Origin of the sequence: Pseudomonas sp. RL_5y_Pfl2_69, from assembly GCF_963970465.1 — a bacterium.
Taxonomy (GTDB): Bacteria; Pseudomonadota; Gammaproteobacteria; order Pseudomonadales; family Pseudomonadaceae; genus Aquipseudomonas.
This window is the reverse complement of sequence record NZ_CAXAOU010000010.1, coordinates 40,172-56,413: the sequence shown is the minus strand read 5'-3', so window position 1 is coordinate 56,413 and position 16,242 is coordinate 40,172. Positions and strand designations below refer to the sequence as shown.

19 protein-coding genes are annotated in these 16,242 nt (G+C 59.1%); 8 read left to right on the top strand and 11 right to left on the bottom strand.

The features are described from left to right. Window positions 1-8 precede the first annotated feature (8 nt). The 6 genes from nusB to nrdR form a co-directional block, all read right to left on the bottom strand. Window positions 9-509: a transcription antitermination factor NusB gene (nusB, locus tag AACY07_RS17250; RefSeq protein WP_133077063.1), complete on the bottom strand. Its 501-nt coding sequence runs from the start codon at window positions 507-509 to the stop codon at window positions 9-11. Next, window positions 506-982 (bottom strand): 6,7-dimethyl-8-ribityllumazine synthase, encoded by a 477-nt coding sequence (gene ribH / locus AACY07_RS17245; protein ID WP_003444275.1) that lies wholly within the window; start codon window positions 980-982, stop codon window positions 506-508. Before ribH ends, nusB begins: the two co-directional genes overlap by 4 nt. Before the next feature lie 92 nt (window positions 983-1,074). Beyond that, window positions 1,075-2,166: a bifunctional 3,4-dihydroxy-2-butanone-4-phosphate synthase/GTP cyclohydrolase II gene (ribBA, locus tag AACY07_RS17240; RefSeq protein WP_339476329.1), complete on the bottom strand. Its 1,092-nt coding sequence runs from the start codon at window positions 2,164-2,166 to the stop codon at window positions 1,075-1,077. A 16-nt stretch (window positions 2,167-2,182) separates the two neighbouring features. Beyond that, window positions 2,183-2,845 (bottom strand): riboflavin synthase, encoded by a 663-nt coding sequence (locus AACY07_RS17235; RefSeq protein WP_019824314.1) that lies wholly within the window; start codon window positions 2,843-2,845, stop codon window positions 2,183-2,185. Between the two features lie 46 nt (window positions 2,846-2,891). After that, the gene (gene ribD, locus AACY07_RS17230) at window positions 2,892-4,025 is read right to left on the bottom strand and encodes a bifunctional diaminohydroxyphosphoribosylaminopyrimidine deaminase/5-amino-6-(5-phosphoribosylamino)uracil reductase RibD (protein WP_219262618.1); all 1,134 of its coding nucleotides are present in this window, start codon (window positions 4,023-4,025) and stop codon (window positions 2,892-2,894) included. Beyond that, window positions 4,022-4,486: a transcriptional regulator NrdR gene (nrdR, locus tag AACY07_RS17225; RefSeq protein ID WP_019824317.1), complete on the bottom strand. Its 465-nt coding sequence runs from the start codon at window positions 4,484-4,486 to the stop codon at window positions 4,022-4,024. Before nrdR ends, ribD begins: the two co-directional genes overlap by 4 nt. 139 nt (window positions 4,487-4,625) lie before the next feature. On the opposite strand from nrdR, the gene AACY07_RS17220 reads away from it, so the two are divergent. The 3 genes from AACY07_RS17220 to trxA are packed head-to-tail and all read left to right on the top strand — an operon-like array spanning window position 4,626 to window position 6,668. After that, window positions 4,626-5,075, top strand: coding sequence for a hypothetical protein (locus tag AACY07_RS17220; protein ID WP_219262617.1), 450 nt, complete (start codon window positions 4,626-4,628; stop codon window positions 5,073-5,075). Continuing rightward, entirely contained in the window at window positions 5,072-5,761 is a 690-nt protein-coding gene (locus AACY07_RS17215) for a class I SAM-dependent methyltransferase (protein ID WP_339476324.1), read from the top strand. Before AACY07_RS17220 ends, AACY07_RS17215 begins: the two co-directional genes overlap by 4 nt. Window positions 5,762-5,792: 31 nt before the next feature. Further along, window positions 5,793-6,668, top strand: a complete 876-nt coding sequence (gene trxA, locus AACY07_RS17210; RefSeq protein ID WP_133077067.1) for a thioredoxin — start codon at window positions 5,793-5,795, stop codon at window positions 6,666-6,668. A gap of 113 nt (window positions 6,669-6,781) precedes the next feature. On the opposite strand, the gene AACY07_RS17205 is transcribed toward trxA, so the two are convergent. Next, complete coding sequence (locus AACY07_RS17205; RefSeq protein WP_339476321.1) at window positions 6,782-7,123, bottom strand: hypothetical protein; 342 nt, start codon at window positions 7,121-7,123, stop codon at window positions 6,782-6,784. Window positions 7,124-7,257: 134 nt separating this feature from the next. On the opposite strand from AACY07_RS17205, the gene AACY07_RS17200 reads away from it, so the two are divergent. The 5 genes from AACY07_RS17200 to AACY07_RS17180 all read left to right on the top strand — a co-directional run bounded on the left by AACY07_RS17200 (window position 7,258) and on the right by AACY07_RS17180 (window position 11,309). Continuing rightward, a complete protein-coding gene (locus AACY07_RS17200; RefSeq protein WP_339476318.1) occupies window positions 7,258-7,821 on the top strand; it encodes a DUF2796 domain-containing protein in 564 nt (187 codons plus the stop codon). A 139-nt stretch (window positions 7,822-7,960) separates the two neighbouring features. Beyond that, entirely contained in the window at window positions 7,961-8,671 is a 711-nt protein-coding gene (locus tag AACY07_RS17195; RefSeq protein WP_339476315.1) for an ABC transporter ATP-binding protein, read from the top strand. Window position 8,672: 1 nt separating this feature from the next. Further along, on the top strand, window positions 8,673-9,938 hold the full coding sequence (locus AACY07_RS17190; protein ID WP_133077071.1) for an ABC transporter permease: 1,266 nt from the start codon (window positions 8,673-8,675) through the stop codon (window positions 9,936-9,938). A 10-nt stretch (window positions 9,939-9,948) separates the two neighbouring features. After that, entirely contained in the window at window positions 9,949-10,473 is a 525-nt protein-coding gene (locus AACY07_RS17185) for a DUF3299 domain-containing protein (RefSeq protein ID WP_133077072.1), read from the top strand. Window positions 10,474-10,610: 137 nt separating this feature from the next. Beyond that, window positions 10,611-11,309 carry an OmpW/AlkL family protein gene (locus tag AACY07_RS17180; RefSeq protein ID WP_219262613.1) on the top strand — a complete coding sequence of 233 codons (699 nt, stop codon included), beginning with the start codon at window positions 10,611-10,613 and terminating at the stop codon, window positions 11,307-11,309. Between the two features lie 57 nt (window positions 11,310-11,366). Here the strand turns inward: AACY07_RS17180 and AACY07_RS17175 are convergent, their stop codons facing one another. The 4 genes from AACY07_RS17175 to AACY07_RS17160 form a co-directional block, all read right to left on the bottom strand. Further along, window positions 11,367-12,296 carry an NAD-dependent epimerase/dehydratase family protein gene (locus AACY07_RS17175; protein WP_339476311.1) on the bottom strand — a complete coding sequence of 310 codons (930 nt, stop codon included), beginning with the start codon at window positions 12,294-12,296 and terminating at the stop codon, window positions 11,367-11,369. Then, window positions 12,289-13,173, bottom strand: a complete 885-nt coding sequence (locus tag AACY07_RS17170; protein WP_219262612.1) for a sugar nucleotide-binding protein — start codon at window positions 13,171-13,173, stop codon at window positions 12,289-12,291. Before AACY07_RS17170 ends, AACY07_RS17175 begins: the two co-directional genes overlap by 8 nt. Window positions 13,174-13,317: 144 nt before the next feature. Further along, a complete protein-coding gene (locus tag AACY07_RS17165) occupies window positions 13,318-15,432 on the bottom strand; it encodes a mechanosensitive ion channel family protein (protein WP_339476308.1) in 2,115 nt (704 codons plus the stop codon). 271 nt (window positions 15,433-15,703) lie between these two features. Continuing rightward, on the bottom strand, window positions 15,704-16,234 hold the full coding sequence (locus AACY07_RS17160) for a single-stranded DNA-binding protein (RefSeq protein ID WP_046810341.1): 531 nt from the start codon (window positions 16,232-16,234) through the stop codon (window positions 15,704-15,706). Window positions 16,235-16,242 lie beyond the last annotated feature (8 nt).

The window sequence follows — 16,242 nt, the reverse complement described above, 5'->3', positions numbered from 1 at the left end:
AGCGCCGTTTAGCGCTTGTAAGCCTTTACTTCAGCTTCACGCAAGCGTGGCGCCAGTTTGTCGAGCACACCGTTGACGAACTTGTGGCCGTCGGTGGAACCGAACACTTTAGCCAGCTCGATACCTTCGTTGATCACAACGCGGTAAGGCACGTCGACACGCTTGATCAGCTCCCAGGTGGACAGGCGCAGAACAGACAGCTCAACCGGGTCGAGTTCTTCGATGGTGATGTCCAGGCACGGAATCAGCGCAGCATCGATCTCGCCTTTGTGCGCAGGTACGCCGTGCAGGATTTCACGGAAGTAAGCGGCGTCAACGTCGGTGAAGTCGTTATCGACGCGAAACTGCGCTTCGATCTCGTTCAACGACTGCTTGGCCATGTGCCATTGATACAGGGCCTGAGTCGCGAGTTGACGCGCTTCACGGCGCTTGGCGCTCTTGGAGGGTTTGCCAGCGTCCGCAGGTTTTGGATCGCGCGGGTTGAAACGATCGCTTTCGTCGGAAATCACTTGGCCTCCAACTGTGCCAACAGGCTGACCATTTCAAGGGCGGACAAGGCAGCTTCAGCGCCTTTGTTGCCGGCTTTGGTGCCGGAACGCTCGATGGCTTGCTCGATCGAATCAACAGTCAGTACACCGAATGCTACCGGTACGCCGAACTGCATGGACACCTGGGACAAGCCCTTGGTGCATTCGCCAGCAACGTATTCGAAGTGCGGAGTACCGCCACGAATCACGGCGCCCAGGGCGATGATGGCGGCGAACTCGTTGCGCTGGGCAACTTTTTGCGCAACCAGCGGGATTTCGAACGCACCCGGCGCACGAATGATGGTGATGTCGCTTTCGTTCACACCGTGGCGAACCAGGGCATCAACGGCACCACTCACCAGGCTTTCGACAACAAAGCTGTTGAAACGGCCAACTACCAGAGCGTAGCGCCCTTTGGGGGCGATGAAGGTACCTTCGATGGTCTTCAGGGTCATTCGGTATGTCTCGTATTAAAGAGCCAGAACGCACTCGCGTGCGTTCTTTAAGGATATTGGGCCACGAATTTCGGACAGGACACGACCGGTCTTTATTCGGAGGGCACGTATTCTACAACTTCCAGATCGAAACCGGATATGGCATTGAACTTCATTGGTGAACTCATGAGGCGCATTTTGCGCACGCCCAGGTCACGAAGGATCTGCGAACCGGCACCGACGATGCTGTAGGTGGTCTGTTTTTTCACCGGCGCGTGGTCCGCGGTTTCGCGGATATTGGCCAGCAATACGTCGCCGTCCAGCGGATGCCCCAACAACAGCACCACACCGCTGCCCGCCTCTGCTACCGCGGTCATGGCGGCGCGCAAGCTCCAGCGGCCCGGCTGTTTGACCATCAGCAGGTCACGCAGCGGGTCCATGTTATGTACCCGAACCAGGGTCGGTTCTTCGGCGCAAATCTTGCCCAGGGTCAGGGCCATGTGCACATCGCCTTCGACTGAATCACGATAGGTCACCAAATTGAATTGGCCCAGTTCGCTGTCCAGTGGCTGCTCGGCAATCCGCTGAACGGTACGTTCATGGATCATCCGGTAGTGAATCAGGTCGGCAATGGTGCCGATCTTGATGCCGTGCTCGGCCGCAAAGGTCTCCAGTTCCGGACGACGAGCCATGGTGCCGTCATCGTTCATCACTTCGCAGATCACGCCGCTTGGCTCGAAACCGGCCATGCGCGCCAGGTCGCAGGCCGCCTCGGTGTGACCGGCGCGGGCCAGGGTGCCGCCCGCCTGGGCCATCAGCGGGAAGATGTGGCCAGGGCTGACGATGTCTTCGGCCTTGGCGTCCTTGGCCGCAGCCGCTTGCACGGTGCGCGCGCGGTCAGCGGCGGAAATGCCGGTGGTCACACCGGTAGCCGCTTCGATCGATACGGTGAACTTGGTGCCAAAGCCGGAGCCATTGCGCGGCGCCATCAATGGCAGCTTGAGCAGTTCGCAGCGCTCGCGGCTCATCGGCATGCAGATCAGCCCACGGGCGAAGCGCGCCATGAAGTTGATGTGCTCGGCCTTGCAGCACTCGGCGGCCATGATCAGGTCGCCTTCGTTCTCGCGGTCTTCGTCATCCATGAGGATGACCATCTTGCCTTGGCGGATGTCTTCAACCAGTTCTTCGATGCTGTTGAGCGCCACGCGGCACCCCCTTAAGTCAGGATTTGAGGTAGCCGTTGGCGGCCAGAAAACTTTCGCTGATGCCACCCGAGGTCGGCTCGGCGGCTTTGTCGCCCAGCAGCAGACGCTCAAGGTAACGCGCCAGCAAATCGACTTCGAGGTTGACCCGGCGACCCGGACGGTAGTCGTCCATGATGGTTTCGCTCAGGGTGTGCGGAATGATGGTCAGGGAGAACTCGGCGCCATTGACCGAGTTCACGGTCAGGCTGGTGCCGTCGACCGTGATCGAGCCTTTGTGGGCGATGTACTTGGCCAGTTCCTTGGGCGCACGGATACGAAACTCGATGGCACGGGCGTTCTCTTCACGGGAGATCACTTCACCCACGCCATCAACGTGACCGCTCACCAGATGACCACCCAGGCGCGTGGTCGGCGTCAGGGCTTTTTCCAGGTTGACCCGGCTGCCGCTTTTCAGGTCGTTGAACGCGGTGCAGTCCAGGGTTTCGCGGCTGACGTCAGCCGCAAAGCCGTTGCCCGGCAGTTCAACGGCGGTCAGGCACACGCCATTGATCGCGATGCTGTCGCCGAGTTTGACATCGCTCAGGTCGAGCTTGCCGGTGTCGATGGAAACTCGCACATCACCGCCCTTGGGGGTCAATGCACGGATGCTGCCGATGGATTCGATGATGCCGGTAAACATGGCGTTCCCCTTGAGAACAAAGCCTGCGTAAAACGAAGACTGAGAATTATACGCTCGCTGGCGGCACGGGAATGGCGGTGACTCGCCAGTCATCGCCCACCGCGCGCATTTCAGTGATTTTGAGCAATGGTGCTTCGCTCATGTGGGTCAACGGCAGCTCAAGCAGTGGCCGGGCTGTGGAGCCCAAGAACTTGGCCGCGACGAAGATCTGGTACTCATCGACCAGGCCTTGATCGGCAAATGCCCCGGCCAGGCGCGGTCCGGCCTCGACCAGCACTTCGTTGACGCCGCGTGCCGCCAGCGCAACCAGCAATTTGCGCAGATCAACCTGGCCGTTGGCACCGTGGATCACCAGGCATTCGGGCCCCGTGCGGTACTGTTCGGCAGGCGGCACGCAGGTGGCGACCAGCGCCGGGCCAGCCTTGAAAAACGGCGCATCCAGCGGCACCCGCAAACGCCCGTCGATCAGTACCCGCAGCGGCGGCCGGCTGAGCGCCAATGCCGTCAGCTCAGGGCTCAGACCCAGCTCGGGGCCACGCACGGTCAGACGCGCGCCGTCGGCCAGAACCGTGTCGGCACCGGTCAGTACGACGCTGGCCTGGGCCCGCAGACGCTGTACCGCAGAGCGCGCCTCGGGACCGGTGATCCACTGGCTTTCGCCATTGGCCATCGCGGTGCGACCATCAAGGCTCATCGCCAGCTTGACCCGCACAAACGGCAGGCCATGTTCCATGCGCTTCAGGAAGCCCGGGTTCAGCGCCCGGGCATCGGCTTCCAGCACACCGCTGAGCACTTCAATCCCGGCGTCGGCCAGACGCTTGAGGCCGCGCCCGGCGACTTCCGGATTGGGGTCCTGCATGGCCGCAACCACACGCGCCACGCCAGCCGTGATCAGGCCTTCGGCGCACGGCGGGGTGTGGCCGTGATGGCTGCACGGCTCAAGGGTGACATAGGCCGTGGCGCCACGGGCCAGCTCGCCCGCTGCGCGCAGGGCGTGGACTTCGGCATGGGGCTCGCCGGTGCGCACATGCCAGCCTTCGCCAACGATCTGCCCGTCACGCACGATCACGCAACCGACACGCGGGTTGGGATGGGTGGTGTACAAACCGTTGCGCGCCAACTCGATGGCGCGGGCCATGTAATGGATGTCTAAAATCGATTGTTCAGGGGACTGGGTCATTCTTTGGAAGGCTCACGGGCAAGTCGGTCGATCTCTTCGCGGAACTCGTTCAAGTCCTGGAAGCGTCGATAGACCGAGGCAAAGCGGATATAGGCCACTTCGTCGAGCTTTTGCAGCTCGCCCATGACCAGTTCACCAACAACCAGCGATTTGACTTCACGTTCGCCGGTGGCGCGTAGCTTGTGCTTGATTCGGGCAAGGGCGGCTTCAAGGCGCTCGACACTCACCGGGCGCTTTTCCAGCGCCCGCTGCATGCCGGCGCGCAGCTTATCTTCGTCGAAGGGCTGACGACTGCCGTCTTGCTTGATCAGACGGGGTAACACCAACTCGGCTGTTTCAAAGGTGGTGAAACGCTCACCACAGGCCAGGCATTCGCGCCGGCGACGCACCTGGTCGCCCTCGGCGACCAGACGCGAGTCGATGACTTTAGTGTCGTTGGCACCGCAGAAGGGACAGTGCATGGTGGCAGCCAACAAAAATGGGGAGCGCCATGTTAGCGCATCCCACTGGCAAGACAAGCCATAGGCTTTACGGTATACAGACGGGCTACTATGTTTTACACCATCTGTTACATCGACTGACCTGCTGCTGGAGCCGTGTATGCCGCTACGAACGCTTGTTTTGCTGTGCCTTGCCAGTTTGCTGGTGGCCTGTAGCAGTGAGCCACCCAAATCGGCACAGCCCCAAGTGCTGACGCAGCCAAAAACCGACGCCCCGGCTGACCTTGGCCCGCTACCGGCGTATCAGCGCGAGTTGAGTGGCGTACTGACTGGCGTGCCGGCAGGCGCCGAGGTTGAGCTGGCCATACTGATCGTCGACGACCGCGGACGACCCCAAGGACTGATGGCCAGCAGCAAAATCATCGGCAACAACCAGGCCCTGCCATTCAAGCTGCGATTCAACCCCGAGGCCTTCCCGGCCGGTGCACGGGTCGAACTGCGCGGACGCGCCAGCCAGTCCGGGCAACTGATCCTGCACCTGCCTTCACGGATTATCAGCCAGCCCACTACGCAGGCGCTGGGGACCCTGGCACTCGTCAAAGCGCCATGAACACACCGCTAGACCTGCAGCAGTCGCTAGGCGAGTTATTGGGTGATGCGCAACTGGTCATCACCGACTTGCCCGACACCGCGCTCAAGCTCTGGTTGATCAATGCGCACAATATGGATCGCGCCTTCACCCCTGACGAAACCCGGCGCATTCTCTACGAGCCGCCCTATTGGGCGTTTTGCTGGGCCAGCGGGTTGGCGTTGGCGCGCTTTCTGGCCGATCGGCCGCACTGGGTCAAAGGCAAGCGCGTACTGGATTTTGGTGCTGGCTCCGGCGTAGCGGGGATTGCTGCTGCCCGGGCCGGGGCGCTGGAAGTCGTGGCCTGCGACCTTGACCCGCTGGCGCTGGCAGCATGCCGGGCAAATGCGCAACTCAATGATGTGCAGCTCGGCTATTCCAGGGACTTTTTTGCCGAGGCCGACCGGTTTGACCTGATCCTGGTGGCTGACGTGCTGTATGACCGCGAAAACCTGCCGCTGCTGGATCACTTTCTCGCCCGCGGCCAACAGGCGCTGGTCGCTGATTCCCGGGTGCGTGACTTCAGGCATCCGCTGTATCGGCAGTTGGAAATGCTCAAGGCACTGACCTTGCCCGATCTGGCCGAACCCCACGAATTTCGCAACGTCAGCCTGTATCACGCGCAACGCGAACCAACGCCTTTCAGCGCTCGCGTCCAGCCTTTATAGTTGCCCTCATTTACCTGCTTCGAGACACATAATGAATCAGCCTACGCCCTCTTTCAGCTTCGACGTAACCTCCGCTGACTTCGACAAACTGGTTGTACAGGCGTCTTTCGAGCAGCCCGTGCTGGTGGATTTCTGGGCCGAGTGGTGCGCGCCCTGCAAGGTGATGCTGCCGATCCTGGAGCAAATCGCCGAGGACTATCAGGGCGAGTTGCTGCTGGCCAAGGTCAATTGCGATGTTGAGCAGGACATTGTGGGCCGTATCGGCATTCAGACTTTACCCACGGTCGTGCTGTTCAAGGACGGCAAGGTGGTCGACGGGTTCCAGGAAGCACAGCCTGAATCGGCGATCCGCGCCATGCTCGCCCCCCACGTGGTCATGCCTGAACCTGAGGTAGAAGACCCGCTGGTACAGGCCCAGGCGCTATTTGCCGAAAGCCGTTTTGCCGATGCCGAAGCCCTGCTCAAAAGTATCCTGACCGAAGACAACAGCAACGCCAAGGCACTGATCCTGTACGGCCGTTGCCTGGCCGAGCGCGGTGAGTTGACTGAAGCGCAGGCCGTGCTGGATGCCGTCAAAAGCGACGAGCACAAAGCCGAGCTGGCAGGAGCCAAGGCTCAGCTGACGTTTTTGCGTCAGGCGGCAGACTTGCCGGATGTTGCCGATTTGAAAACCCGCGTGGCGCAAAACCCGCAGGACGATGAAGCGGCGTACCAACTGGCGATTCAGCAATTGTCGCGCCAGCAATATGAAGGGGCTCTGGACGGCTTGCTGAAGTTGTTTACCCGCAACCGCAGCTATAACGAAGGCATCACCCACAAGACGTTGCTGCAAGTGTTCGACCTGCTGGGCAACGACCACCCGCTGGTCACCACGTACCGCCGCAAACTGTTTGCTGCGCTGTACTGAACCTGATCGTGGGAGCGGGCTTGTTCGCGATGGTGTCACTGCCGTTCAACTGTAAAACCTCAGCGCCTGAATCGCGAGCAAGCCCGCTCCCACCAAGCTGGGTGACAACTGTTCTACACAACCCAGCTATAGATCGGTGAGTCTGCACCGCTGATCACCTTGACCTCGGCACAATGACGCAGGCGCACCAACAAGCGCTTGCCTGCGCCCGTACTGCCGGTCAGCGCTTCAAGCTGGCCCAGCAGTTCAGGCCCGGTCATCTGGCCAGCCTTGCGCAGCAAGTCTTTGGTCGTTTCCCATACAGCATCGTCCTGACTCGCCGGCTTGGCAGGTGGCGCAGTGGCCGGCGCATCACCCACGGGCAACTGCGCACCCAGCTTCGCCCAATCGCTATCATCCAGCTCCACCGTCAAATCGACCGGCCAGTCACCTATCGTTCCGCGAATGCGCACCATCGTTGTGCTCCTGAAATTTCATGAAGCCATGCTCCCATGCGTCTTGCGTAACGCCAAGCACACGGGCAAACTCTCGCAACACTTGTTATAAGATCACATAACAAAACATTCATATTTCTTGCTGGAGTGCTCCCATGCGCCGTTTGCTTCTTGCTTTGCCGTTTGCCTTGTTGCCGCTGGCGATGGCTCACGCCGCCGACGATCACGATCACGACCATGAACACGGCAGCCTGGCGCCCCATGAGCATGGCGTGGGAAGCTTGAATGTGGCGCTGGACGGCCAGACACTGGAGCTGGACCTCGACGGTCCGTCAATGAATCTGGTGGGCTTTGAACACGTGGCCACGACCCAAGATGATAAAGCCAAGGTCAGTTTGGCCCGTAAACAACTGGAAGACCCGCTGGTACTGTTCAGCATCCCGAAGGCAGCTGGCTGCATAGCTGACGATCAGGAACTCAAGAGTCCGCTGTTCGACCCGGCTCCTGAAGAAGGCGCAGCCAAGGGCGAGCACCACCATAGCGATATCGAAGCCCATTACGCGTTTACGTGCAGCAAACCGGATGCTCTGAAAGCCCTGGACCTGACCCAGTTTTTCAAGACATTCCCCGGCACTCATAAATTCAAGGTACAACTGATCGGCCCAAGCGGTCAGCAAGCGGTGGAAGTGACGGCCAAGGCACCTACGCTGAAGTTTTAAATACCCGCCCCTCTGTGGGCGCGGGCTTGCTCGCGATGGCGTCACGGTGCTTTCACTGAAAGCCCGCAGCGTATGAATCGCGAGCAAGCCCGCTCCCACAAAAAACACCCCCCGATGACACAGGCGATTTCCTCCCCCCATGACCCAAGCACTTATCGAATTGAGCGACCTGAGTTTCAACTGGCCGGGACACCCCGTGCTGCTGGATATCCCGGCGTTTCGCCTGGAACCCGGTGAAACCCTGTTTCTCAAAGGCCCCAGCGGTAGCGGTAAAACCACTCTGCTGGGCTTGCTGGGCGGGGTGCAAAAAGCCAACCGGGGCACGATCCGCTTGCTGGGCCAGGAACTGAGCGAACTAGGCTCGGGGGCGCGCGATCGTTTTCGGGTTGATCACACGGGCTATATCTTCCAGCAGTTCAATCTGCTGCCGTTTTTATCGGTTCGCGAGAACGTTGAACTGCCTTGCCACTTTTCCAAACTACGCGCCAGCCGTGCCGTGCAGCGTCATGGCAGTGTGGATAACGCCGCTCAAACCCTGCTCGCACATTTGGGCCTCAAAGACCCGGCGCTGCTGGAGCGACGCGCAGATTCACTATCGATTGGCCAGCAGCAGCGTGTCGCCGCCGCCCGCGCATTGATCGGACAGCCCGAACTGGTGATTGCCGACGAACCCACTTCCGCGCTGGATGCCGACGCTCGTGAAGCCTTTATCCAGTTGCTGTTTACCGAGTGCCGCGAGGCTGGCGCCAGCCTGCTGTTTGTCAGTCACGATCAAAGCCTGGCCCCCCTGTTCGACCGCAACCTGTCGTTGTCGGAACTCAATCGTGCTGCAACAAAGGTAGAGGTCTGAGATGTATCTGTTTCGTCTAGCGCTGGCCAGTCTGGCTAACCGTCGCTTTACCGCACTGCTGACTGCCTTCGCCATTGCCCTTTCGGTGTGCCTGCTGCTGGCAGTCGAGCGGGTGCGCACCGAAGCCCGGGCCAGTTTTGCAAGCACCATCAGCGGCACAGACCTGATCGTTGGCGCCCGCTCGGGCTCGGTCAACCTGCTGTTGTATTCGGTGTTTCGCATCGGCAATGCCACCAACAATATTCGTTGGGACAGCTTTGAGCACTTCGCCAACAACCCGAAAGTGAAATGGGCAATTCCCATGTCCTTGGGGGATTCTCATCGTGGTTATCGGGTGATGGGCACCAACGAGAACTACTTTGAGCACTACCAGTACGGCCACAAGCAAAACTTGAAACTGGACAGTGGCCGCGCCTTTGCAACCGACCCGTTCGAGGTGGTACTGGGCGCCGAAGTCGCCGAGGCCCTGCACTACAAACTGGGGGACAAGCTGGTGCTGGCCCATGGCGTGGCAGCAATCAGCCTGGTCAAGCATGACGACAAACCGTTCACCGTGGTCGGTATTCTCAAGCGCACCGGCACCCCGGTTGACCGCACACTGCATATCAGTCTTGGCGGCATGGAAGCGATTCACATCGACTGGCATAACGGGGTGCCCGCCCAGGGTAGCGGACGTGTCAGCGCGGACCAGGCACGCAATATGGACCTCACGCCACAGGCCATCACCGCTTTCATGCTGGGCCTGAACAGCAAGATTTCAACCTTTGCCCTGCAACGTGAAATCAATGAGTTTCGCGGCGAGCCCATGATGGCCATTTTGCCGGGCGTGGCCCTGCAAGAACTCTGGAGCCTGATGAGCACCGCTGAAAAGGCGCTGTTTGTGGTTTCGCTGTTCGTGGTGTTGACCGGGTTGATCGGCATGCTCACGGCGATTTTGACCAGCCTCAATGAGCGTCGGCGCGAGATGGCGATTCTGCGCTCCGTGGGCGCACGGCCCTGGCACATCGCAACCCTGCTGATCTTCGAAGCGCTCGCGCTGGCATTGGCCGGAGTAATTGCTGGCGTTGGTTTGCTGTATGTGTGCATTGCCATTGCACAAGGCTACGTGCAATCCAATTACGGGCTGTATTTGCCACTGGCATGGCCAAGTGAATATGAATGGACGCTGCTGGGCGGTATTCTGGCGGCGGCCCTGCTGATGGGCTGCGTGCCCGCATGGCGCGCCTACCGACAATCGCTGGCCGATGGCCTGTCCATTCGTTTATGAGCTTATGTTTATGAAAAGGTCTGCACTGTCACGCGCAGTACTGGCGCTGTTACTGCTGGTGGCCACACCGCTGTGGGCGGCCGAGCCAAAAGAGCTGACATGGTCAGAGATGATCCCGGCGGATGCGCCGCCTGAAGCCCCGGACATGACGCCCTTGCACGACTTGTCTCAAATGGGTGACATGGAGACCGCACCGGCAGCCAGACAGGACTTGCCCAATGCGCCGGTGGTCCCGGCGCTGGACGGCCAACTGATCCGCCTGCCGGGCTATATCGTGCCCCTTGAAGTCAGCGAAGACGGCCGTACCACCGACTTCTTACTGGTGCCCTACTTCGGCGCCTGTATCCACGTACCACCACCACCATCCAACCAGATCGTGCATGTAACCAGCAAAGAGGGCGTCAAACTCGAGGAGCTGTACCAGCCGTACTGGATCGTAGGCGCGATGCAGGTCAAGGCCAGCACCAGCGAACTGGCCGATGCGGGCTATCAGATGGATGCGCAGAAAATCGTGGTCTACGAGTTGCCGGAGTAAATCAAAAGTGCCGGGTACTCGTGGCAACTAACGAATTTTTCACAACTTCATCTTTTCATTGAGCTGGGTCAACTGAACGGAGCTGCGGGCTCATTACCATTGGTTATATAAATTTTAAATATCCCAATGGAGCTCCCATGCACAAGTCTTTGCTCAGCGCAGCCGCCCTTGCGCTCGCTGTCGTCGCCCCTCTTGCCCACGCACACACCGAAGGCGACATCATCCTGCGTGCTGGTGCCATCACCGTAAACCCGAAAGCCGACAGCTCCAGCGTCAAGGTTGATCAGGGCCCATTGGCAGGCACCGATCTGGGCGGCAAGGCGACCATGAGCAGCGACACGCAACTGGGTCTCAACTTTGCTTACATGATTACCGATCATGTGGGTATTGAACTGCTGGCGGCAACGCCGTTTGAACATGACGTCAAACTCAAGGGCACCGGCCTGGATGCGGCCAACGGTAAGCTGGGCAGCCTCAAGCACTTGCCGCCGACCCTGAGCGTTGTTTACTACCCACTGGATTCCAAGTCGGTGTTCCAGCCTTACGTCGGTGCCGGTATCAACTACACCTGGATCTACGACGAGCACGTCGGCAGCAGCGCCAGCGCCGCAGGTTTCGACAACTTCAAGGCGAAAAACTCCTGGGGCATGGCATGGCAGCTGGGTGCTGACTACATGCTGACCGACAACATCATGATCAACGCCCAGGCGCGCTATATCGATATCGATACCCGCGCGACCGTAGAAAACAACGGCGTTGCACCGGGCACACGCGCCAAGGTCAACGTTGATGTAGACCCGTGGGTTTACATGGTAGGTCTGGGCTACAAGTTCTAAGCCAGCCACCCATAAAAAAGGCGCCCGAAAGGCGCCTTTTTTTGTGGGCAAAAACCCTTAGCGGCCCAGCAGGCGCGCCAGCCCGACACTCATCGGTGTGGTTTCGCCCAGCGTGAAGCGCTGCAACAGACGGGTGTTATCGGCACGGGAATGACGGATATCGCCAGAGCGGGCCGGACCGTGGCTGATAGGTGGTAACTCTCCAACGACTTCGCTCAGGGCTGCAAGCATCTGATTGAGCGTTGTGGCCTTGTTCAAGCCAACGTTGATCGCGCCCTCTTCAGCCGTTGTGGCTTCCACGGCCTGCACCAGAATCTTGACCAGATCACCCACGTACACGAAGTCACGTGTTTGCTCGCCATCGCCAAAAATGGTGATGGGCAGGCCCTTTTCAGCACGCTCGCTGAAAATGCTGATCACGCCGGAGTACGGCGAGGATGGATCCTGGCGTGGGCCAAAGATATTGAAGAAGCGAAAAATGACCGGTTCCAGGCCGTGTTGGCGGCGGTAGAAATCCAGGTAGTACTCGCTGGACAGCTTGTCGGCTGCGTAAGGCGTCAACGGCGCTTTTGGCGTGTCTTCGACGATCGATTCACCTTCGCCATTATTGCCGTACACCGCAGCACTGGACGCGAATACAACACGCTTGATGCCCGTTTCGCGCATGGCTTCGCACACGTTCAGGGTGCCGATGAAGTTGCTTTGATGCGTGCGTACCGGATCGTCCACCGACGCCTGTACCGAAGCGACCGCGGCCAGATGAACCACGGCACTGCAACCGGCCATGGCCTTGGTCACCAGTGCGGCATCAGCCACATCACCTTCAATCAGTTCGAGACGCGAGTTGTCCATTGGCAGATTGCTGCGCTTGCCTGTGGACATGTCATCGAGAATTCTTACGGAGTAGCCCTTGGCCAGCAAGGCGTCTACCAGATTGGAACCAATAAAACCGGCGCCGCCGGTGATTAAAACGGGAGCATCAACCATGACGATAAAACCTGTCCAGTAAAGCGGGAAGAGCCGCACGCCATGCGCGAGGCTTGATCCCGAAGGTGTGTAGAATTTTTTTGCAGGCCAGCACCGCGTGCTGGGGCTCTTCAGCCGCATCCGGCCGCGCGGCATGGGCCTGGGGCGTAGGTGCCTCGACTGCCAGCGGGTGCAGATTGCGCGCCTCGGCCAGAATCGCCTGCCCCAGCGCCAGCGGCGTCGTCGCTTCATGTCCGGCGTAGTGGTAAGTGCCCCACAGAGGCGCCGCACAATCAAGCTGCTTGAGTACAGAGATAATAACCCGTGCGGCGTCGTCCACCGGTGTCGGGTTGCCCCGTCGGTCATCGGCCATCAGCAGTTCGCCCGGCTTTTCGGCCTGGGCCAGAAACCGCCCAAGGGTGCCGTCGGGACTGTCATCAAGTAACCAGCCAAAACGCAACAGCACGTGTTGTGGGCAAATGGCCCTCACACTTTGCTCTATGCGCCACAGGGCCTGACCGCGCAATCCGAGCGGAACGGGCTCGTCTTTCTCGCTATAGGCCGTGGCTCGCGACCCATCGAAAACTCGATAGCTGGAAGGCTGCAGCAAGGTGATGCTGTGGTGCTGGCACAACTCGGCCAGACGCTCGACAGCACGCTCTTGGGCGCCAAGGCGTGCCTCGCTCACGGACTGCGCCTGAAACCAGTCGAAGTAGTACGCAAGGTTGATGACAGCATCCGGGCGGGTGTCATCGAGCAGCTGCGTGAGGCTCGCGGCGTCCCAACCGTCTTGCGGTGGACGCGGGGCAAGGAAATTAATGTCTTCCTCGGCACCCAGACGAATCAGCGCCTGCCCGAGGGCATTTCCGCCGCCCAATAACATAAGGCGCATTCGCATAAAGTATGCAGACTCAGTCTATTCAGAACGGTGATGTATACCAGAAAATCAGCCGTGAAAGCTGCTGACCATGATCAAGATAGCCGCATTTTGCGGGTTTCTGCCCCGCGCGTCACTGACAAACTGCCCCCATGCAGTTGGTCCTCACTGTGATCTCGGCGGGATGTCTGACAGCAATACCGTAGGCCGTTGAGCCAAAGAGTCCGTTTGCGATGCTTGTTCCGACTCACGCACGGGCATCAGAAACCCCTGTGGATAATGTTGCGCAAAATGCACGTCCGGCGACTTATCCACAAGCTTTTTAAGCCGGTCATTGAACGCCCGGCTAACGGTGTTCTGCGCCCCGGACAGGGTGCGGAACTGGGCAGTAATCGTCACCCCGTCCAGGGTCATGCTGTCGACACCAAAGATGGTCAACGATCCCTGCAAGCTGAGACTCAGCAATGGATCGCCAGTGATCTGATTCCCCGCCTCCCGAATCAGAGCCGTCGCTTTATCCATGTCGGTGTCGTAGGTGAACTGCACTGAAAAAAATGCGTAGGCAAACTGCCGGGAGTGGTTGATCACCGCCTTGATCTGACCAAACGGCACCGAGTGGACAAAGCCTCGCGAGTCCCGCAGGCGCAACGTACGGATGGTCAGCCCCTCGACCGTACCCGCGTGGGAAGAGTCGACCACCACCCAATCGCCGACTGAAATGGTGTCTTCAATGATGATGAACAACCCGGTAATGACATCTTGCACCAACTGTTGAGAGCCAAAGCCGATCGCCAGGCCGATAACCCCGGCCCCCGCCAGGAAGGGAGCTACGTTCACCCCCAGATTGGCCATAGTGGTGATGGTACAGATCACCACCAACACCACTTTGATCGCATTGCGGGCCAACGGCAGGATGGTTTTGATCCGCGTGCTGGGTTCGTGGGTGCCACGCCGGTTGGTCGTGGGCTCCAGTGCTTGTTGAATGGCCGTGTCGAGCACGACCCATGACAGCCAGGTCACCAGGAAAATCAGCAGGATGTGCCCCAGTGAGTCACTGATAACCCTGCCGGTGCTGCTGTCCGATGCAAAGGCCAGCAACGAGAAACCCCAGATTTTCGCCAAGAGCTCAATAAAGCTCACTGCCAGGACAATGCGCAACAAGGCGTAAACCACATTTATAAAGCGATCTTTGTAGGCTCCGGCGCTTCGAATTCTCGTGCGAAATGAATGATGCAAAATCGTACTCAGAAATACCGTGCCGATCAGCAATCCGGATGTCAGCAGCGCATTGCGCAAAGCACGCTCACTGCCCTCACCCACGCCCAGCAAGTTGAGCGCCGTTGCCAGCAGCATCAGCAACAGGGGCCAATACCAGAGCACCGAAAAAATGCGCAATGACTCTTGCAATGCGGGCTGCCCCAGACGCTGGGCCAAGGCCCTGTTACGAAACAGATGAGCGACGGGCCGGCGAAGCCGGACTGCCAAAAAGGCCAGAATGGCGCATGCCAGCAACCCTGAAAAAACCGAGAGGCAACTGGTAATGTTGCCGCCAATTTCCTGAGTGATTTGCGGGCTGTTCATGGCATCACTCAGGGCTGCCAAAAAGCCGATGAAAAATAGCGGACGCATGGCGTACTCGCGAATGATCTGGACTGCGATCCGCTTGTGTTCCACCTCAAACATCGTATTCAGTGACAGCACCAGTGCCGAGCAGAACACCCCTGCACTGCTCGCATAGGACAGGCTGAGCGCCAGCGAACGGCCAAGGGTGTCGTTCAGAAAACGACTGACATACAGCGTCAACACTATGCTCAGCAGCGCCGGCACCAGATAAGGCAGCCCGAAACCGATAAACGCTTGTATCCGCTCCCGGCTGTTAATGCGTCGGCTCTTGCCCAGATAAATTGCCAGCCAACGTCCCGCGAGCATTAATCCGGTGAACGCGCCTGCCCAGATCAAGGACAACAGGAAAAAGTCCCACACACCGTTCCACGAAGGATGAGTCGATGCCTGGATTACCAGGGCCTCAACCTCTTCTGCAGCCCGCTTGGAACGCAAACTCCAGGCGCTCAACTGCTCCACACTGGAGCCCAGCTGGCTCTGCACCTCATCCATACCGGCACCCAAGGCACCCAGCAAGCCGCCATCGACCAGAACCGGCGGCTTACCGTCAGACTCTTCGGCTTTCATGATGGAGGCCAGCGTAGGCGCTGCCTGAACAATACCGTTGCCTGTTAACAACAGGATGAGGAACAAACATGCTGTTTTGAATGTGAGCAAACCCGAAGATCCTCCTGGACAAGTCTGGCGTGCAGATCGCAACCAGCCGGAAATTCAGCTGGCAACTCGACGCGCAGTTCCCGGTACAGCGTAGTCAATACACGGATGAACCCCGCACCTTCGTGCGAAAACTCTCTCATATGTAACTCAAGCGCGCCCTGTCACGGGTCAACCGTGCCCTCCCTTCCAAATGCGCGGCACAAAAAAAGGCCCGTCGCTGTGTCAGCGACGGGCCTTTCTCAGTACTTCAATGCAGCTCGAAAGCTACAAATCAAAACGGAATATCATCATCGAAGCTGTCGAAGTCCGGAGCAGGTTGTGGTGCCTGCTGTTGCGGCGCTGGACGCGACTGCTGCTGAGGCTGCTGTTGCGGCGCAGGGCGTTGAGCCTGCTGACGCGGAGCGGATTGCTGTTGCTGGTAGTTGTTACCACCGCCCTGGTTTTGCTGGTCGCCCTGTGGACGGCCACCCAACAGCTGCATGGTGCCTTGCATGTCGACCACGATTTCGGTGGTGTAACGCTTGATACCGTCTTTTTCCCACTCGCGGGTCTGCAGCTTGCCTTCGATGTAAACCTGCGAACCCTTACGCAGGTATTCGCCAGCGATTTCGGCAACTTTGCCGAACATCGATACACGGTGCCATTCAGTCTTTTCGACTTTCTGGCCGGTCTGCTTGTCAGTCCACTGTTCGCTGGTTGCCAGACTCAGGTTGGTCACGGCATTACCGTTAGGCAAGTAGCGAACTTCGGGATCCTGGCCGCACGTGCCGACCAATATAACTTTGTTAACCCCACGGGCCATAACGTTCT